The sequence below is a fragment of the Butyrivibrio sp. XPD2002 genome (assembly GCF_000423945.1).
In the GTDB taxonomy this organism is placed as follows: Bacteria; Bacillota; Clostridia; order Lachnospirales; family Lachnospiraceae; genus Butyrivibrio.
The window spans coordinates 195,778-215,884 of record NZ_KE384114.1 but is presented as its reverse complement, the minus strand read 5'-3'; the positions used below and the strand labels follow the sequence as shown (position 1 = coordinate 215,884).

The window sequence follows — 20,107 nt, the reverse complement described above, 5'->3', positions numbered from 1 at the left end:
TTACTCTGCCTTGCCACCCTCTACTACAAGAGTGTTCTCATAATCTGCTCCGTAGGTATCAAGAAGTGTTGCCTCGTAATCCTTATGGAAGAAGTTGTCGTTACCGATTGTCTCAATCTCATCGTTGAGCCATGTAAGAAGTGTCTCATTGCCCTTTGTTACTGCAGGTGCGATTGTGTCTGCATCACCCAGTGAAGGAATTCCTACAGTGTAGCCCTCGTTCTCAAGTGAAAATGCAATAACCTCTGTATTGTCGTTAGCCCATGCAACCCCGTTGCCGTTTTCGAAGGCTGTCTTAGCCTCTGCGTATGCATCATACTTCTGAAGCTTGATATCGGGATAGTTTTTCTCAAGATATGTCTCAGCTGTTGTTCCTGAAATTACGATGATCTGATCATCAGCTGTAACATCGTCAAGGCTCTCAACCACTTTGTCTGAAGGTGATACAACGCCAAGTGCTACGTTCATATAAGGAAGTGCGAAATCAACCTCCTGCGCTCTCTCTTCAGTAACCGTGAAGTTTGCGAGGATGATGTCCACCTTACCGGTCTGAAGATACTCAATTCTGTTAGCTGCTTCGGTTGATACATAGTTGATATCTACGCCAAGGTCCTCACCGATCTTCTCTGCGAAGTATACGTCGTAGCCTGCGTACTCACCGTTTTCATCAACGTAACCGAAGGGACTCTTATCTGAAAATACTCCGATGTTGATTGTTCCGCTCTCCTTGATCTCATCAAGTGTTCTGTAAACCTTTGCTGTATCCTCTGTTGCATCTTCTGTAGCTTCGCTTGTTTCTTCAGCAGCATCTGCTGTTGCTGTCTCTTCCTCTGTAATTGTTGTTTCTGCTGATGCACTGTCAGATGAATCAGCCTTTGCTCCGCAACCTGCAAGTGAAGATGCGATAAGCGCTCCTGATATAACAAGTGTTCCCATTTTTGTAAGTAGATTCTTTTTCATAGTAAAATTCTCCTCTCTTTTACCAATTATTTTTTGGCTTAAAGCTTTTGCAGTTTGCTTTTTGCTGCTTGCTTTTGTTGAAAATGATGATACAATCTATTTACCTACTATGTCAATATGTTTTACTATAAGCTTTAGTTTTCACCTGCTATAAGCAAAGCATAATCCACAGGAATATGCCTTATAACTTATTATTTATATAAAGGTCAAATGTATAAGGAGGAGATTTATGTTTTCAACAAAAGGAAGATATGCGCTCAGAGTCATGATTGATCTGGCCCAGCAGAACAGCGATGTTTATATACCTCTTAAAGATATTGCAGAGAGACAGGTTATTTCCAAAAAGTATCTGGAGATCATTGCCAAGGAAATGGTTAAGGGAGGACTTATTATAGGAGCAAGCGGAAAACACGGCGGCTACAAGCTTTTACGGGACCCCGGTGATTATTCCGTCGGTGAGATAATTGAGCTTATGGAAGGCACCTTTTCTCCCGTAGTCTGCCTGGAGAAAAATGCCAACGAATGCGAGCGCAAGGATAAATGCAGAACTCTTTCAATGTGGTCAGAGTTCTATGAAATGGAAAAAGACTTTTTCTATGGTAAAAAATTAAGCGATCTGCTTTGATGCAGGTCGCTTATTTCTACTATTCATATTCTTATCACCAGGTCAGTCTGGAGGTGGTGGCAAGCTTCTGATATCTGTTATATTCAGGTGAATCAATACTTTCACCATGAAGTGCATAGCCCACTGGTAGTGCCTTGGTTTCAAGCTCTTCTATGGTCTGCAGCTTTCCGCTTAAATAATCCTCAAGATAACTTTGAATGTCGATCAGCCTCTGCTTCAGTCCGCCGATTCTTATGGTCTGCACCTCGAAGCCGAAGGACTTATTTTCCAGCATCCACTGACTCTTAAATGCTTCATAAAAAGCGTCAAGCCTTTTGATGAGTTCAGGAATGACGTTATTACAGATATCTGTCAGAGTGTCTGTTTTCCTATTTTGATATGCGTCTCTAAGTCTTATTCCAAGGTCTGCCTTCAAAGAAAGGACGCTGCAAAGCTGCGCCTGCATTTCGAAAACCTGGTCAAACCTTCTGCTGCCATTTTTCATAACTGCAAAAAGCTTATCTGCAGCTCTATTATAATAATCCGAAACAGCATCTGGAACAAGGCTGTCATATATTCCAAGAAGCGGATCGTTGAACAAAAGTATCTTCGATAGCTGGTTTCGTTTCTCTCCCCTGCTGCCAGGGTTCGCGATATCAAGAAGCATGAAATCCTCGGTGGTGTAGCCGGTTACGTTTTCGAAAAGTTCCTCCGGGGCTCCTTTATCCGGGAGTTTTCCGCCAAGCCTTGCTGCCTCGTACAGAACAGGTAAAACAGCATACATGCTGCACTCTGTCCCGTCATCTCCCCACATTGTCATAACGCAGGAATCCACATCCATTTCAAGGCATGCGTTTATAGCTGCCTGTGTAGCGTGAATGCTGTAATCATTGTAGGGCGTAAATCCCATCCAGCGCCATGCACCGCCTGCAAAGGAAATGTTGTCTGTCATCACCTTGTGCTGAGCAAGGATCCTCTTGTAGTGGTCGGGTGCTGTACTATAATAATCCCAGTAAACCAGCTCCAGTCCCTCAGGGATCTTCACCTCTTTTGCAAAGCTTTCCGTCAGCTTCTTTGCAGACTCCTCATCCTCTGCACCATAACCACCCTGTGATAAAAGTCTGAAAAACATATCGCTCCACATCTGCGGCTGAAGTCCATGCTTTTTACATAGCTTAACCACCATATCGAGGTGCTGAAGTAATATCTCGACGCGGTTCTGATATCCGTGAAGGTCGAGATATTTTCCGAGCCCCACCATGTGGGCTTCATCCATTCCGATATTCACTTTTCGCGTGGAATAGGTCTTGGAAACTGTAGAGAGTATATGTTCAAGAAGTCGCTCCGTTCGCGGATCCCCCGCCAGCAAAATATCCTCAAGATCGATGTGATCAATATAATCGGCGTAGTCGACTATCTGATTTATGTGGGCAAGGGTCTGAATGTAAGGACGAAGTTCAAGACCGAGACTCTTTGCATACTCGTCCGCTTCCCTTATCTCAGCCTGAGTATAGCGGCCTCTCTGATATCCAAAATAAGGCTCGTCTGTCACCTCAAAGGTATCCTCGGTGTAGAGCCCGACGTAGTCGTATCCAAAATCAGCGCATATCTTTATAAAGTCCTTAAGCGCAGAAAGCTTAACAACTGCATTTCTGGAACAGTCGATCATAACTCCAAGTTCGCGAAGCCTTTGTATACTCACTTTTTCTCCCCCCTGTTTTATATATGACTTATCAGCAATATTTTGTTCTTTTACTGACGTTACACCGTTTGACTTAGCTCTATTCTTATCTTACCATAAGAGCATGAGCGAAAAATATAATTTAGAAAATTCATTAAGAAAGCTGCTGGAGGACATCAGTATGCCGGGCGAGGTTACTGATGCTGTTTTGTTATGCTTTGAAAATGCTGGAGATGATAATACATCTGCATCAATTCCAGGGCTTGAAATTTTAACCGATCACCTTGTAAATTCCGTGGAGAATAGATTGAACGGCTCCTGGCAGAGGTTCCCTGAGGATATTTTCATAGCTACCATTGGATGCTTTTCAAGATTTGTCCATGAGCACTTCGTATCCTACGGGTACTACGGCTTCGACAGAGATTTTTGGACCACCAGGCAGGTGAACGCCAAACTGTTTAGAATCGGCGAACTGGAATACGAAATCATAGATGGTAATGAAAATCTTTACCTACACATTCCCTCTGATGCGGTCATGAAATCCGCCCCCTTGAATATGTCACTGGATATGGCTAAGGAGTTTTTTGCTAAGTATTTTCCGGAAAAAGAAAACAGCGCCATCCGCTGTGAGAGCTGGCTTTTGGCGCCAAAGCTTAAGACACTTTTAAAAGAGGATTCCAATATTATCCGTTTTCAGAATGCCTTTGATATTGAGGAAGAATTTCCTGATGCCATGGATTTTCTTGAGTGGGTTTTCCACATCGCAGGCGGACAAAGGAATACAGTTGTGTTCGCAGATCTTCCCGAGGATACTTCCCTACAGCGAGGCATAAAAAAACTCCTTCTAAGCAGCGGCTGTGTTGGCAGCGCAGAAGGAGTTTTGGTGAGACGATTTTAATAATTCAATCCCAGCCTTTTTGTTCTTATTCATAACATATCTCCATAGCGCGTTATAAGATATCAATAAGATACAATCACATCATCCATGGCCTCCAGTGAATTTCCGTATGCCATCTCAACGCCGCCTTCCAAGTTGAATCGAAGTATATAATACGAATCAAAATTGGTATTGTTCCTATAAAAGGTTATTGTAGTATCCGTATAATCAATTACATCCAGGTCTGAAATAATGTCGCCTCCTGTAACCCATACCGTCCAGGTACTTCCTTCAGGCGCATAGGGGCTTTCCTGCGACTTTTCTACACCTATGCAGGCACCTCTGTCCACATCAAAAATCCACTGCCCCTCAAACTTAGAAAACACCTCATCCAGGCTGAGGTCAAAATCAGCAAAGCTCTCTTCAACTTTTACCGGAGTTTTAAAGCTCTCTCCTCTAGCAGCAGCGAGTTCAGAAGCTAAATAATATACCCTTTTCCTTGTATATCTGCAGGCTGTTCCATTCTCAAGCTGTGGCTGAAGTGTACCGCCCTCAGCCTCTTCTCCGGCAGCCTTAACACTTGCTTCTTTTTTCTTTATCCATTCACGCTGATCAGCTAGTAATTCTTCCTTCTTCTCGGGAGTCACCTCTTCCACCAACCTGCTCCAGATTGAATTTAGTTCATCATCCCAAAGCTTATACATCTCGTACGTTGTGATGTTTGCTGGCTGTTGGGGCATACTAGCCCAGTCAAGATCTTCATACTCCTGGTATTTTGTCTCGATCTCAGCGATTTCATTTTGGATGGAAGCAGTAGTATCACTATCAGATGATTCCGTTTCCTTATCGGGATCATCGTCATTTACATCCTTAACATCTCCGTCATCTGTGTTTTCATCTGCAATCACTTCAGATTCTGCAACATTTGCTACATCCGCTGCAGGCTCATCATTCTGATTGGTTTCTTCAACAGTTTTCTCTTCCGCATCAGCAGGCTTTTCCTTTTTGTCTATAGCACTACATCCACTCAAAAACATACATGTTGTTAGCATTATCAATATTATTCTTCTCATAATATGCCTTCCTCCGTGCTTGATTAGTTTACTATTCTTATAACAGATAAGCCAGCACTTTTGTTGCAGGTATTAAAAGAAATATTATTGTGACAAAGCTTGTTAAAGCAATCAATAAGTAATTTAAGAAAAAGCAGGAGCATCAAAAACTCCTGCTTTTTTATACGCGATATATGGATTGCCCCCCTGACTCACTTCCTGGCTTGCTTTCTTTCATTTTTATCCGCATACATCTTTTCATCAGCTATGTCCATGAGACTCTGGACATCGATTGTATTATTTATTACACCTCCGGCGCTTCCAATGCTGGCGGCTATTTTATATTCTTTTTCAGCAACACTTTCCTTTGCCATAAGGAAAACATCAAGTCTGCTTCTCACTGTTTCAGCAGACAAATTCACATCCGTATCAGTGATAATTGCGCAGGCGAACTCATCTCCGCCATAGCGGGCGCAGATTCCGTTTCTTGAAGAAAAATGCTTTATTGCTTCAGCCATACTCTTTATTGCAAAGTCACCCTGAGCATGTCCAAACATGTCGTTAATATATTTTAGTCTGTCCATATCTATGGAAAAAATGGTCAGATACTTTCCGTAATTATTGGTTGACTCCACTATTTTCTTCAGCTCTGCCATGAAGCCTCTTCTGTTATAGATACCTGTAAGGTAATCCAAAACAGATACCTGCTCTATCTCGTGGCGCATCCTGGCAAGGTTCCTGTTGGCAATTACTGCATTTATGGATGAAGACAGGAACATTCCAAACTCTTCACATCTTCTGATATCCCTGTTTGTGGTATCCTTTATGCCATAGCAAAGATAACCGAAGACCTGATTTCCTGCGTGAAGAAGACGCACTAAAAGAAGATTCGACTCAGCACTGTTTATGATATCCTCAAAGCCCGGTATAAATTCCGCCTCGTCATAGGAGGTTCCTATTCCGGAACGCTCGCCTTTTTCAGACCTGAACATGGTTATATATCTGTGGTTGCCTATTCCTTCAATTTCAGGGGCCAAAAGATCCGAGAACACTCCTACAAACTGGAATTGTCTCTTCCAAAGCCACAAAGTAGTGGTAATCGTTTTTGACAGGTCACAAAGTGTTTCCAGTACTGCTGCCTCAGCCATAAGGTTGTTAATACTGTTAACTGCCCAGTTTACATCAGCATAGCTGTTTGAGAGCACATTTATATCCTCAAGAGACAATATATCCTCTGCTCTGCTACAGCCACATGAGTTCCTAAGCTTAAGTTTAAAATCCACATCATGACTTGTTGCATTGTCAGAGTCCTTGTGGTCCTTAATAAGGCTGATGACTTTTTTTGCTTCACTCTCATAGTCAGGGGCAACCGTGGATATTGATGGCACATTAAACAGACCGCTTTTTATTCCGTCAAAACCGGTAACAATAATGTCCTCCGGAACCCTGTATCCCAAGGCTCTCAGCTCATCCGCACATGCTATGGCCATAGCATCATTTGCACACACAATGGCATCTATCTTATCCCCGGATTCTATGAAGCACCTTGTGGCTTCTCTTGCAGGTCTGTCCCAGAAATCACCATACAAAAGCCTTCCCTCCTCAAAGGAAATATTTTTCTCAGCCAGAACCTCTTTATATGCTTTGATTCTATCCTCGGAGAAATGATCTCCCTGTGGTCCCGCAATCATGTTGATATTACGGCAACCATGAACATCTATCACATGCCTTACTATTGATTTGAATCCTTCACTATAGCGCATGGAAATATTAATCCTGCCGGGAAGATATTTTTCCATGACAATAACAGGTATACCCTTCCTCTGCCCCAGCTTCTCTATTGCTACAACAAGATAATCATTTTTTATGAACTCAAGCTGCACAATTATGACCTTGATATCAAGGTGGGAGCACAAGTCGATAAGCTTCAGCTCACAGTTGTCCCTGTCCTGATCCCAAACCGTAGTCTCAGAAAAGCTAAAGGCTATGATGAAATACCCCTGTCTGTTACTCTCTTTTTCAAGTTCCCGTATAAAGTTACTGTTCTTTTCCTGATCGAGCATTCCTCCCATAAAAGCGATCAGTTTCTTTGATTCTTCCATAATTTGATGATAGCACATGGATAAATTGGAAATAATTATATTTCTATAAACTATCTATAAGGTTGGAAAGATGCCTGAGGGAGTCCTGATTCGGAGGTTTTGAAGGTCAGGTGATCATCTAAAAATTATATTAAATAAACGCCGGTCATGATTTATGTCACAGCACAAATGATAAAATATCATTGTCATATAGTTCAAAGTACAATACCCAGGAGGATTCAGAAAATGAAATCTAAATTTTCCAGAATGTTATCCGTGTTACTTGTCCTTTCCATACTCATTGGTTCATTTGTATTGACCGGCTATTCTTCAAGCCAGGAACCTGAAGCCAGAGCAAAACAAATAGTCCAAACAATGACTCTTGATGAAAAGATCTCTCAGATGATCATTCCCTCAATCCGCACCTGGAACGAAGAAAATATTACAGATATAAATGCCGTTCCCCAAATCAGCGAAGCTCTAAGGCGCCATCAATACGGTGGATTATGCCTTTTTCGTCATAACATTACCGGAAACGAGCAGATCACAAGACTATTACATGACCTTCAGGAGAACAACAGAAATATAGAAGGTGTTTCTACGCACATACCCTATCTGACATCTGTTGATGAAGAAGGCGGTATTGTAATAAGGCTGACCTCTGGTACCCGTATGACAGGAAATATGGCAATAGGAGCAACTTCCGATGCCGAAAACAATGCAGAAATAACAGGCATGATTATCGGAGAAGAGATGTCAGCTGTTGGTTTCAATACTGATTTTGCACCTGACATAGATGTAAATAGCGATCCTAATAATCCTGTTATCGGAACAAGATCTTTTTCAGATGACCCCAATACAGTTGCAGCGCTTGGAATCTCTTATGTAAAAGGGCTGGAAAAAAGCAATATAATTGCAGCATACAAGCATTTCCCCGGTCATGGTGATACAGATGTAGATAGTCATATAGGCACCCCTTCCGTGGAAAAGACCTATGATGAACTAAAGGAAACAGAGCTTGTACCTTTTAAAGCTGCTATTGACGCCGGCGCTGACATGATAATGACCGCCCACATAACCTATCCTCTGATTGACGAGGAAAAGACCTTTGGAGATGGTGTTACAAAGGGCTTCTACCCTGCCACCATGTCCCACAAAATGATAACCGATATCCTCAGAACAGATCTTGGTTTTAACGGAGTTGTCGTCACCGATGCACTGGAGATGGACGCTATAGGTAACTCAGGAATTGTTCCGGGTGGAACAAATTATGTAGAGTACAGCGTAAACATTGCCAAAGAGGTCATCAACAGCGATGTCGATCTTTTGCTGATTCCCCTTGATATGAAAAACGAAGAAGCAATAGCCTTCTATGATGGATATATATCAGGAATAGCCTCTAAGGTTGAATCCGGCGAAATCAGTCAGGACACAATCGACGAAAGCGTAACGCGTATCCTGACTCTCAAGCTCAAATACGGAATAATGTATGATGATGAGACTCCTGACATTGAAAAAAAGGTGGCCGACAGCATTACTACGGTTGGCTCTCGGGAACATCATGATGCGGAAATTAAAATGGCAAGAGAAGCCATTACTGTTGTTAAAAATGAAGGCAATACTCTTCCTGTTTCAAAGGACACAAAAAATATATTTGTTCTGGGAAGACAGAGTACAGACGCCAACACCTTGCAATACGTAGTAAATGAATTGAAAAAAAATAATTATATAGCTGACGATGCTAACATAAATATTGATTATTACTATGATTCTTCAGCAGATGTCCAGCTTCACTATCCGGATGATATGAAGGAAAAAATATCCTCATCGGATATTGTAATAGGCCTTTCCTATGCAAACAATAACAGCGCTCTTGATAAAGAAAACCCGCAGTACATTGGTGTGTCGAGTGCTATTGAAGATACTCATGCCGCAGGCGGAAAATTCATACTCTTAAGCTCAAATCTCCCCTATGATGCTGCTATTTTCACAGATGCAGATGCTATCGTCCTTGCATATATGGGATTCGGGCTTGGTACTGACCCTACAGAAAAAACAGACAGCGGAACAGGTATGAAGGCTATGAATGCCAATATCATCGCTGCAATGGAAACAATATTTGGTGCAAACAAACCGCAGGGGCATCTACCTGTAAATGTACCGGAAGTTAAGGAAAACAGCGATGGTACCCTGATCTACGGAGATACTTATCTATACAATAGAGGTTTTGGCATAACAGATTAAATCATTTAGAGGCGTCCTTAAACTGACATGTCCCCTCTTTACTGGATAACCAGTAAGGAGGGGACATTCTTTCACTCCAATGTCTCATCATACTTTGCACGTATTCCGCCGATGAATTTAGGACGTACTCTTGCGGCGGTGATATGTGCCTGTCCGATTTCCCTATTTTCAAGTCTTAAGGGAACTGCAACCTTCTTAAGATGCATTCCGATGAGAGTGTCGCCGATATCAAGACCTGCATCAGCTCTTATCTCTTCAACTGCAACCGGATGCTCAAAGGTCTTGTAAGCAGTAGTTGCAAAGGATCCGCCTGCCTTAGGCTGGGGAACCACATTGACTATATCCTGTCCGGGAACTGCATCAGCCTCTATTATTATGGCTCTGTTAAGATGCTCGCAGCACTGAGCTGCAAGATAAATTCCATGCTTTTGTGTAACTGAATAAATTCCTGCAAAAACTGCTTCTGCCGCTTCAAGATTAGAACCGGTGCCGATAGTATCGCCGCAAACCTCTGATGTTGAGCAGCCAATGACAAGGATCTGTCCTTTCTTCAGCTTTGCTTTTTCACATAATTCTTCAGTAACCTTTGATGCCTGCTGTGTAAGTTCCTCGTACATATTTCACCTCTGATAATAAAGTCTGGGACAAAATTCTTGCTCCAGCTAATAATTTAAATCTGACTTTTCAGTACTGAATTATTATCGTAAGCTCCAGTGAATTTGTCAAACAGTGAACCATCTCTGAAATAAATTGCTCGTCAATTTTCAGAATAATTCCCTAAAAAGGCACCATCCCGTTGCCTAGGATGGTGCTTTATCACTTCAACATTATTACTGTGTACTGTTTTTCCTCATTGCCTCGAGCTTATCCATACTTGATCTGATGGTAGTCAGGAGCTCATCCGCTTTTATAGGCTTTCTGAGGAAGGCAAGCGCTCCGTGCTTGTACACTTCAATCTCAGTATCTTCCTGATCATTTGCAGTCATGAAAATCGTGAAAATGCCACGACCGTATTTCTCATGAAGCTTATCCATCATGTCGAAGCCATTCATCTTGGGCATCATATAATCAGCCAGAATTATATCAGGCCGATGCTGATCGAATTCCTCCAGCGCCTTTTCGCCGGACTCAGCAGTATAGACCTTAAACTCCTGGGAAAGTATCCTCTCAAGCACCATAAGGACCATATCATCATCATCTACTACCAGAATGGACTTCTCAAACATAATTCACTCTCCATTTTTCAGAAAAAGACAATAGAATTAAATTGCATGGTGACTCTATATATATCTTATCGAATTTTTAGAAGGAAATCTATTAAAAATCCGTAAAATAACTGCAAAATACCATTTATTAATTCGTGAACGTTCGAATTCAACTGCCATATTTTTATTTATTTGCATTTGCATACGCCCTTATGGCATCGTTGATATCCAGCCCGCCATTGTGAAAATACCCTCTCTGATCTCCAACTTCATCTAATGCCTTCTGATACTGCCCGGTATGAAGGTAATACAGCGCAGCTCTCAATTCATGATGATATCCTTCGTGAATCGTTTCCTCGAACAGCGCATAGTCTGTATTTTTCATACTCTCGCAAAAATGATCTACGTACTTTTCAACCACACCACGCAGCGCCTCTTCAGTCCATTTGGAAAGAATTGTCTCATCTTTGTATATAGAAGCACCGCTCACCGCAAAGGCTCCTGTCGCCCTAAGAGACACCGGTTCCTTGCTGTTTTCCTTCATATCAAAAAGCTCCCAAAAAAGATCATCGAGCCACATAGGCTTAAACCTCTCTTCTGTAGAGCAGATACATTCATTAGCACTATTAACCGAAACAAAAAGAAAGCAATCGAAGAACAGATCACCTTTCTTATCATAGAGCATATCGTCTTTTTTCTTGAGCTTCTTTTCTTTCGCAATCTCCTTAAGCATCTTCGGTAGTGCAATCTTTAATGCTTTCAGTTGTCTCTGTTGTTCTCTAGTCATAATATTTTCCTGTGATTATTTATTTACATATTCTGCTTCCTGATCTAGCTTCTTTCCTATTATACAAAAAAAGATATAATAATAAGGTCTTATTTTGAGGCAAAAATCATATTTGGGGAAAATGATCAATTATGAATATCAGAAAAATGATTGAATCAGATCTGATGAATCTTTACGGAACAATCTCTGATCCTGATGTAATGAAATATATTGAAGAGCCATATAATCTTGAAAAAACTGAGAATTTTCTTAAGGAAGCAGCTCTTACCGAGACACCTCTTATATATGCAGCGGAGGACAATGATGGGAACTATATCGGATATGTCATCTATCATGAGTACGAGCAGGATTCTATTGAAATAGGATGGATTCTGAACAAATCCGCCTGGGAAAAAGGTTACGCCTGCAAACTTACAGAAATACTCTGCGACAAGGTAAGACTTACTGGAAAAAATGCCATCATAGAATGCAGTCCCAAGCAACAGGTCACAAAGCACATCGCTCAAAAATACGGCTTTGTATATGATGGATGCCGCGATGGATGTGATATTTTCAGGCTTAACTGCTATCGCGTAATCGACGAAGATGTTACTCTCATTCCGTACTACAGAAATGATGAGGAGTCCCTTCCCTGGTATCAGGATCCTGATGTCTGCAAGCAGGTCGACAACATCGACCACGTTTATGATATTGATAATTTACATGCCATGTACGATTTCCTCAGTAGTCATGGGTGCTGCTACTATATCAGCTATCAAGGAAAGCTTGTGGGAGATGTTTCACTTAGGGACAATGCCGAGCTTGCAATCGTAATCTGCAAGGAGTATCAAAACAAGCACATTGGAAGAAGATGCATTCTTGATATGCTTGCGCTTGCAAAAGAAAAAGGAATAGATAAGGTCAAAGCCAATATCTATTCATTTAATACCCAGAGCCAACGAATGTTTACCTCTGTTGGATTTGTACAGGTTGATGATGAGTGGTTTGAATATGTATTAGAGTAGAGTCAGCAGATGATACGTCGACTCGTGAACATATCCCAAATCGATTGCTTGCGGGGGCTGATATTCGGGGACCGTTACGTCAGCGCGCGAACAAGTCATTTCATAGACTGAACGATTTCTAAATACATTAACGTTATTGCGTATATTTAAAGCTAGCGTTCAGTCAATTCTTTAAAACTTGAATGAACTGGATGAAAATCATCCATTGGAATCAGCTCAAGCATATCCTCAAAATCCATCATCTCTAAAACTGTTCATCCTACGCTCCCATTATAGAGCATCCTGACTCAACTCCATCTGTAAAACTATTCTTAATCTTGTAAATTTCCCGACATCTGGTGCGTCTCTGATAACAATTGTTCGCGATTAGACGTAACTTCTTCCTGAACGTCACACCCGCAGGCAACCAGTATTCAATGTTCTCACAACCTGGTGTAACGCCTTTCTAACGCCACACTTCATCCTCTCAAAAAAAGCCAGCTATCACCATACTGTGATAATCAGCTCTTATTGTTTAAACTAATTACTAATTCCTACATACAGTCAGCAAGTGGCTTGAATGACCTAGAAGCTCTCTCTTTTCACAAAATGCGAGATGATATTTGACGTACTTATCAAAATTCTCTCCGTCTAAGTCAAAGTCGCTGCGACCCTGTGCAAGCTCAAGAACACCATCCGTAGCGGCAGTAGTTATGATTTCAAGCGGTGTCTTACCAAGCAGTTCCTCGAATTCAACAATATCGAAGCCAGTAAAAAGCTGCTCCGCGAAATGTCTGTTTTTGAAATCTTCTGTGAAGTTCTCACGAAATCCTTCCTGGAAGGTTCCGCACTGGTTACACAGATAGTTAGTGTCCATGATCGCATAAACAGAAATGAATGCAATGAGGATAACACCGCCCTTCTTGGTTACACGCTTTGCTTCTCTGAGCGCTGCCAGCTGCTCTTCCTCTGTATAGAGGTGATACATTGGTCCAAACAAAAGTGTCATATCAAAGCTTTCATCTTCAAGCATATTAAGATTTACCGCATCACCGTGATATGTCTTAATGTTATCAATGCCTTCTGCATTCTTTTGGAGTTTATCAAAATTGGAATCAGAGTATTCAATCGCTGTTACGTCTAAGCCTTCGTTAGCAAGTGCTATAGAAATTCTTCCTGTGCCTGCACCTATCTCGGCAACCTTTTTGCCTTCACCTAAATATTTGTGGATATAGTGCATGGTGGTTATGTACTCAACCTGTCCCTGCCTGGAAGCATCCAGCCTGTTTTCCTCCGGATATTTCGCATAAAAACCCTTTACAATCGTCTCTCTTTTTTCCATACTTTGCTCCTCCAATTTTCTGAAAATAATTAGACACGATTATAATTGTCACAAAATATACTGTCAAGTATATTTTGTGGACACAATAATTTATGCTACTTCCTTATACACCAAAGAAAATCTCGTGGAAGAATTTTCTCACATAATCCGGACGAATCGGATCATAGAAGCAGGGCGCTGTCGGTATATCCTGAAGATCTGAGATATCCTTAAACCGCTCTGCATACTTACTGATCCATTTCTGGAAGTCAGCATTTTCCCTGTCTTTTACAAGCTCATTAATGTCTAAAGGGTAATAAAAAGCCCTGGCGGATGTTTGTTCACTGCCCAGCCGATTTAAGCGAAGCTTATCGGAGGCTGGAAGTGAAGATGCATCTGCCAGGGCACTGTTTATTATTCTTTACTTTTTGTTTTTAGCAGCGAAGCCTGCTCTCTTTCTAAGAGTAGGATCAAGAATCTTCTTACGGATTCTGAGAGTCATAGGTGTAACCTCAAGCAGCTCGTCTGTATCGATGAAGTCGATGCACTGCTCAAGTGACATGATACGCGGAGGAACAAGTCTAAGAGCTTCATCTGCTGAAGAGGTTCTTGTATTTGTGAGGTGCTTTGTCTTACAAACGTTAACCTCGATGTCCTCGCTCTTACCTGATGTACCGATTACCATTCCTGAGTAAACCTTGTCGCCGGGAGCGATAAAGAGCTGTCCACGCTCCTGTGCATTGAACAGACCGTAAGTAACGGCTTCACCTGTCTCGAAAGAGATAAGTGAACCCTGCTTACGATAGGAGATATCTCCCTTGTAAGGAGCATATCCATCAAAGATTGTGTTCATGATACCGTTACCCTTGGTATCTGTCATGAACTCACCTCTGTAACCGATAAGTCCTCTTGAAGGGATAAGGAACTCAAGGCGTGTGTAACCACCGTTTGCAAGTCCCATGTTGATCATCTCACCCTTTCTCTCACCGAGCTTCTGGATAACGCTTCCTGAGAATTCCTCGGGAACGTCGATGTAGCACTTCTCCATAGGCTCGAGCTTCTTGCCGTTCTCGTCGGTCTTGTAGATAACCTCAGCCTTACTTACTGCGAACTCATAGCCCTCACGACGCATTGTCTCGATAAGAACTGAAAGGTGAAGCTCACCACGTCCTGAAACCTTGAAGGTCTCTGTGGTATCTGTATCCTCAACTCTGAGGGATACGTCTGTGTTAAGCTCCTTATAAAGACGGTCACGGATGTGACGTGATGTTACATATTTACCTTCCTGGCCTGCAAGAGGTGAATCATTAACGATGAAGTTCATTGAAATTGTAGGCTCGGAAATCTTCTGGAAAGGAATAGCATTCTGAGCATCAACTGCACAAAGTGTATCACCGATCTTAAGCTCTGAAATACCGGATACAGCAACGATTGCACCGATTCCTGCCTCCTGAACCTCAACCTTGCCAAGGCCTTCAAACTCATAAAGCTTACTTACCTTAGTCTTGATCATTCTATCAGGCTCATGGTGATTGACGATAACAACCTCCTGGTTAACCTTAAGTGTACCGTTATCAATTTTTCCTACACCGATACGACCAACATACTCGTTGTAATCGATTGTGCTGATGAGCATCTGTGTGCTGGCATCAGGATCACCTACAGGAGCAGGGATGTAGTTGATGATAGTGTCAAGAAGAGGCTTAAGGTCGCTTCCGGGCTCATCAAGTGACATTGATGAAATACCTGCCTTAGCAGATGCGAATACGAAAGGACAGTCAAGCTGCTTATCATCTGCACCAAGGTCAAGAAGAAGCTCAAGAACCTCGTCAATAACCTCGTTAGGACGAGCCTCAGGTCTATCGATCTTATTTATACAAACAATTACGGGAAGCTTAAGCTCCATGGCCTTACCAAGAACGAACTTGGTCTGGGGCATTGCACCCTCGAAAGCGTCAACAACAAGAATAACGCCATTAACCATCTTAAGAACTCGCTCTACCTCTCCACCGAAATCTGCGTGGCCGGGTGTGTCGATAATGTTGATCTTAATGTCTTTATAGCTGATGGCTGTGTTCTTGGACATGATGGTGATTCCACGCTCACGCTCGATATCGCCTGAGTCCATAACACGCTCTACGACGTCCTGGCCCTCACGGAATACTCCGCTCTGTCTAAGCAGTCCGTCAACCAGTGTTGTTTTACCGTGATCGACGTGGGCGATAATTGCTACGTTTCTGACATCGTTTCTTGTCTGTTTCATGGTTTTCCTCCGTACATAAATGCTTCTATTGATTGGACATTGTTACTATTAATAATAGGAAATCAATGTTATTTGTTTTCAAAACTCAGTAAGTATATCACGAGGTATTATCATATGCAATAAAATAAAACACCGTAATATCATTAAATAAATATAAACTGCTTGTCACATATTTAAATTTGATTCTATACGATTTAAAATATAAGTATGGATGATTATGAGAAGAACCTGAAAAGATTTGAAGCTCTTCAGGGTGATAAACTCAAACTTCATAAAGACAATGAGCCGCAGACCAGGGTATGCCTGAATTGTGGCAGAAGGCTCCTGAAGGATTCGAAAAAGAACCTTTGTCCAAAGTGCGCTGAGCAGGAGCTTTTTTGTGATGTCCGCGATTACATCCGTGCAAACGATGTCAAGGATTACCAGGTTGCTGAGCACTTCAATCTCCCTCTCTCCAAGGTGAAGGAGTGGATAAAGCAGGGCCGCATCCAGTACAAGGACGACCCCAGCATGAAGCAGATAATCATGGGAAACTACTGTCAGGTTTGCGGAACCCCTACCAACTTCGGAACCATCTGTCCGCAGTGCATGCGTGACAAGAAGAGGGCCGAGCAGATCGGCGTTGCCATCGCTCAGCCTAAGGCAGCCGGCGACAACAAGATGCAATTCATGAAAGACGAGAAGAAATGATTTTACTGATAATAATAGCAGCTATTTACATATGTTTACTTGAGTTATCTAAGAATATACTGGCAGGATGGGCTGTCGGTATATTTCTTTTTGCGGCATTTTTCTGTGTCAGATTTTTCCTGAAAAAGAAGGACCAGTGGAACTTTAAGAGGCTTGTCATAGCTTCAGCGGTTTTAGGGCTTACTCTTTTAATAAACTATCTGGTGACCGCGCCTCCGGAAAAGCTGACACCAGCAGTGACCTATAAAAATCCCAAGGCCACCGAGGTTGTTCATGTGGCTCAGGGCGACCTTACTGGCGTGTACAGCGAGGATCAGCGGGTTCAGATATTCGCAGGAATCCCCTACGCCAAGCCGCCAATCGACGAGCTTCGCTGGAAGGAGCCAGAGGCCTCTGAAAAGTGGGAAGGCGTAAGAGTCTGCGACACTTTTGGTCCCATGGCAATGCAGCCTGTTACTTCACCGCTTCTCTCCTCTCTTTCGAGCATTCTTGGTACCCATGATTACAGGTTTTCACTGGATGATCAGTATAAAAATGCCATGAGCGAGGATTGCCTTTATCTGAATGTTTTCGCGCCTGCTGACTACGCAGGTGAACCGCTCCCTGTAGTATTTTTCATACATGGCGGTTCCCTCACCACAGGCCAGTCATTTTATACGGAATATCGCGGAGAAAGTTTCGCTAAAAAGGGTGTCATCCTGGTCAATTTTGCATACAGACTTGGTGTCTTGGGCTACATGGCAAATGACGAGCTGGCGGCTGAATCCCCCAATGGAACCACCGGTGACTACGGACTTCTCGATCAGATAATGGCACTAAAATGGGTGCATGAAAATATCGGCGCCTTTGGTGGCGATCCCGATAACATCACGATTGCGGGTGAATCCGCAGGCTCCTCCAGCGTAAATGCGCTGTGCGTATCTCCTCTGACTGAGGGACTTTTCGTAAGGGCGATCGCAGAAAGCAGCGGAATTGCTGTAAAGAAGCCCTATCACACCTTCCGCACCATGCCGGAAGCTCTTGAAGAGGGCAAGACAGTCATGGAGGAATTCAGGGCTAAAAATATTGAGGATCTCCGAAAGGTAAGCGCTAAAAAGCTGATAACCACAAGCTCCGTAAATGACAGCATGTGCATCGATGGCTACGCCATAACGGAAGCGCCCTACCTCACCTACGAAAAGGGCAAAAATCACGAGCAGGCGCTTTTAAACGGCTCCAATTTAAAGGAAGCAGATGCCTTCATGCTCGATACCAAGGTTACAAACGACAACTACGAACAGGTACTGGTACCGGTTCTTGGAACCTACACAAGAAAGGCTATTGCCGTAGTTCCTCCAGATAGTATAACCCGCGATGAGGCATTTATCATAGATGCCGGCGGAGAAGCCAAGGGAAGTGCCAATTTTATCTACAGTGATGCCTGGTTTTCCTACAGCCACTTTGTATGGAGCAGGTACATGGAGCAGCAGGGAAAGCCTGTATATCAGTACTTTTTCACAAAAACAAATAAGTACTTAAGCAACAATCACGCCGGTGAGATGGTCTACGCCTACGGCAATCTCTGGCGCCATCCCGGAATGTACAGCGAAAAGGACGAAGCACTCTCTGAGCTCATGGTGAGCTACTGGACCAACTTCGCCAAGACCGGTGATCCCAATGAGGGAGGTCTGGCACACTGGCCTCAGTGGAACAGCGAGGAGGACCAGCTACTTGAGCTGAACGACACAATCCGGCTCATCGTCAATCCATACAAGGAGCTGAACAAGCTGATCGACGCCTATCAGGGATATTGATTATAATGAAATAAAACGGAGATAACAGCTATTTCTTCTAAGCTATTATCTCCGTTTTATTTCTGACAGATGGCAATTTAGTCATTTGCATTACGTTTCCTTAATCCTGATCAAGGATCCCCTAAAGTACTGCTCCTGAAATTTTGTCATAATTATATATATTGTCTATTATGCTTTAAGCATATAAACAAAGCTTAAATAATAATCTATTATTTGTTCCTTGGTGTAATTCAAGTAATGATTTCCAATATAATCCTCTAGTACTTCCTTTCCCATCCTTAGTTCTGGAAGCACTTTATTATTCTTGGGATCACTCATTGTTAATTCCATATACTGCAGAGCCTTCTCTATAAAACTCCTTTTCTTTTCATTATCTTTATCGAAACGTACTGCTCTTTTAACTTCATTTCCAATGTTAACCATTTGTTCAGGGAGACTTAACTTGAACCATCCCTCTTTTACAACTGTATCCATTTTTTTATTACCTCCGTAGCACGCTCCTCTATGTCTGAATCTAATATACTCATTCCACCTCTGGGAAATCCATGTATCTGATTATTTTTATGTAAATTATACAATACAGAATATGTAAAAAAAAGCAATCCGGAAATGTGACTCCGGACTGCCATGTTTTTTAATCAGATTGACTTACAAACAGCGCTCTGTAGTCCCTGGGAGTCATGCCCTTCTCCTCGCGGAACACTCTGTTAAAGCTGGGGATGCTCTGGAAGCCCGATAACATGGCGACCTCCGTGAGGGTTCTGCCATCCTCTGTCAGGAGCTCCGATGCCTTTTCAAGCCTTATCATGTTGAGCCACTTGCTGTAGTTCATGCCGGTGGCATTTTTAAATATCCTTGAAAAATAATCCCTGCTGATTCCTGCCATCTCAGCCATGGTGCCCTGGGAGAGATCGTCAGCTGTGAGGTTATTCTTGATATAATCGGTGACCCTTATCATGCGCTGCATCACGTCATCGGCATAGCCGTAAGGCTCCTCGTCCATCTCGGGTGCAAGCTCATTTCTGTGCTCAAGGAGCGTCAGCATGAATTCCATCAGCAGCATGCAGCACCTAATCTCCTTTTCCTGATTATCCGAAAAGAAGATATCCCTCATCTTTTCGATAAGTACCTTCAGCTTAGCCGCAAGCTCAGGATGGGCTTCCACGCAGATAATATGGAGGTTTCTATACAGATGCATGACCCTCTGAAGGTCGAAAAGGGAGTTCATGAAAGAGTTTGAAAACTGTATAACCACCGCCTTTTCCCTGTCTGCATCCACGATCGCATGCATTTCCATAGGCCACACCAGGACTATATCATCCGGCACAAGCTCATAAGTATTTTTTCCGACCATATATATATTCGTTTTTCCGGGACCAACAAGCAGAATCTCACCATAGGAATGCCAGTGCATCTGGTAGCTTCTCTCCTTGTAGCCGGTCGCCATGTTAAACGCGCTGTAGTGATCAAAATCGTATATCTCGTAATTGCTGTAATCCATGCTTTATATACCCTGTCTATGCTCTTATTCTCTATAAATACAAGCCTTTATATCGCTCTTTCATC

At 42.6% G+C, this 20,107-nt stretch carries 17 protein-coding genes; 6 read left to right on the top strand and 11 right to left on the bottom strand.

Going from position 1 to position 20,107, the window contains the following annotated elements; translation table 11 throughout:
- A complete protein-coding gene (locus tag G587_RS0117245; protein WP_026493252.1) occupies positions 1-960 on the bottom strand; it encodes a transporter substrate-binding domain-containing protein in 960 nt (319 codons plus the stop codon).
- A 229-nt stretch (positions 961-1,189) separates the two neighbouring features.
- Here G587_RS0117245 and G587_RS0117240 point away from each other — a divergent pair, with 229 nt between their 5' ends.
- Positions 1,190-1,585 carry an RrF2 family transcriptional regulator gene (locus G587_RS0117240; protein WP_026493251.1) on the top strand — a complete coding sequence of 132 codons (396 nt, stop codon included), beginning with the start codon at positions 1,190-1,192 and terminating at the stop codon, positions 1,583-1,585.
- 34 nt (positions 1,586-1,619) lie between these two features.
- Here the strand turns inward: G587_RS0117240 and G587_RS0117235 are convergent, their stop codons facing one another.
- On the bottom strand, positions 1,620-3,266 hold the full coding sequence (locus tag G587_RS0117235; protein WP_026493250.1) for a beta-N-acetylhexosaminidase: 1,647 nt from the start codon (positions 3,264-3,266) through the stop codon (positions 1,620-1,622).
- Between the two features lie 160 nt (positions 3,267-3,426).
- On the opposite strand from G587_RS0117235, the gene G587_RS23385 reads away from it, so the two are divergent.
- The gene (locus tag G587_RS23385; protein WP_051201123.1) at positions 3,427-4,143 is read left to right on the top strand and encodes an acyltransferase domain-containing protein; all 717 of its coding nucleotides are present in this window, start codon (positions 3,427-3,429) and stop codon (positions 4,141-4,143) included.
- Between the two features lie 62 nt (positions 4,144-4,205).
- Here the strand turns inward: G587_RS23385 and G587_RS0117225 are convergent, their stop codons facing one another.
- Entirely contained in the window at positions 4,206-5,195 is a 990-nt protein-coding gene (locus G587_RS0117225) for a lysozyme inhibitor LprI family protein (protein ID WP_026493249.1), read from the bottom strand.
- 191 nt (positions 5,196-5,386) lie between these two features.
- A complete protein-coding gene (locus tag G587_RS0117220) occupies positions 5,387-7,276 on the bottom strand; it encodes a diguanylate cyclase (RefSeq protein WP_196812609.1) in 1,890 nt (629 codons plus the stop codon).
- Positions 7,277-7,501: 225 nt separating this feature from the next.
- Here G587_RS0117220 and G587_RS0117215 point away from each other — a divergent pair, with 225 nt between their 5' ends.
- Positions 7,502-9,499 carry a glycoside hydrolase family 3 protein gene (locus G587_RS0117215; RefSeq protein WP_026493247.1) on the top strand — a complete coding sequence of 666 codons (1,998 nt, stop codon included), beginning with the start codon at positions 7,502-7,504 and terminating at the stop codon, positions 9,497-9,499.
- A 71-nt stretch (positions 9,500-9,570) separates the two neighbouring features.
- Here the strand turns inward: G587_RS0117215 and G587_RS0117210 are convergent, their stop codons facing one another.
- The 3 genes from G587_RS0117210 to G587_RS0117200 form a co-directional block, all read right to left on the bottom strand.
- The gene (locus tag G587_RS0117210) at positions 9,571-10,116 is read right to left on the bottom strand and encodes a TIGR01440 family protein (protein ID WP_026493246.1); all 546 of its coding nucleotides are present in this window, start codon (positions 10,114-10,116) and stop codon (positions 9,571-9,573) included.
- 213 nt (positions 10,117-10,329) lie between these two features.
- Positions 10,330-10,725, bottom strand: coding sequence for a response regulator (locus G587_RS23380; RefSeq protein WP_051201122.1), 396 nt, complete (start codon positions 10,723-10,725; stop codon positions 10,330-10,332).
- Positions 10,726-10,888: 163 nt separating this feature from the next.
- A complete protein-coding gene (locus G587_RS0117200; RefSeq protein WP_026493245.1) occupies positions 10,889-11,491 on the bottom strand; it encodes a hypothetical protein in 603 nt (200 codons plus the stop codon).
- A gap of 131 nt (positions 11,492-11,622) precedes the next feature.
- Between G587_RS0117200 and G587_RS26360 the strand changes: the two genes are divergently transcribed.
- Positions 11,623-12,495: a GNAT family N-acetyltransferase gene (locus tag G587_RS26360; RefSeq protein WP_242830106.1), complete on the top strand. Its 873-nt coding sequence runs from the start codon at positions 11,623-11,625 to the stop codon at positions 12,493-12,495.
- A 526-nt stretch (positions 12,496-13,021) separates the two neighbouring features.
- On the opposite strand, the gene G587_RS0117190 is transcribed toward G587_RS26360, so the two are convergent.
- Together G587_RS0117190 and typA are read right to left on the bottom strand one after the other, a co-directional pair.
- Entirely contained in the window at positions 13,022-13,816 is a 795-nt protein-coding gene (locus tag G587_RS0117190; RefSeq protein ID WP_026493243.1) for a class I SAM-dependent methyltransferase, read from the bottom strand.
- A 400-nt stretch (positions 13,817-14,216) separates the two neighbouring features.
- On the bottom strand, positions 14,217-16,058 hold the full coding sequence (gene typA, locus G587_RS0117185) for a translational GTPase TypA (RefSeq protein ID WP_026493242.1): 1,842 nt from the start codon (positions 16,056-16,058) through the stop codon (positions 14,217-14,219).
- 207 nt (positions 16,059-16,265) lie between these two features.
- Here typA and G587_RS23375 point away from each other — a divergent pair, with 207 nt between their 5' ends.
- Together G587_RS23375 and G587_RS0117175 are read left to right on the top strand one after the other, a co-directional pair.
- Positions 16,266-16,748, top strand: a complete 483-nt coding sequence (locus tag G587_RS23375) for a hypothetical protein (RefSeq protein ID WP_051201120.1) — start codon at positions 16,266-16,268, stop codon at positions 16,746-16,748.
- Entirely contained in the window at positions 16,745-18,541 is a 1,797-nt protein-coding gene (locus G587_RS0117175; RefSeq protein ID WP_026493241.1) for a carboxylesterase/lipase family protein, read from the top strand. Before G587_RS23375 ends, G587_RS0117175 begins: the two co-directional genes overlap by 4 nt.
- Before the next feature lie 168 nt (positions 18,542-18,709).
- Here the strand turns inward: G587_RS0117175 and G587_RS0117170 are convergent, their stop codons facing one another.
- Together G587_RS0117170 and G587_RS0117165 are read right to left on the bottom strand one after the other, a co-directional pair.
- The gene (locus G587_RS0117170) at positions 18,710-19,015 is read right to left on the bottom strand and encodes a hypothetical protein (protein ID WP_026493240.1); all 306 of its coding nucleotides are present in this window, start codon (positions 19,013-19,015) and stop codon (positions 18,710-18,712) included.
- Positions 19,016-19,175: 160 nt separating this feature from the next.
- Positions 19,176-20,042 (bottom strand): AraC family transcriptional regulator, encoded by an 867-nt coding sequence (locus G587_RS0117165; protein WP_026493239.1) that lies wholly within the window; start codon positions 20,040-20,042, stop codon positions 19,176-19,178.
- Positions 20,043-20,107: the final 65 nt, after the last annotated feature.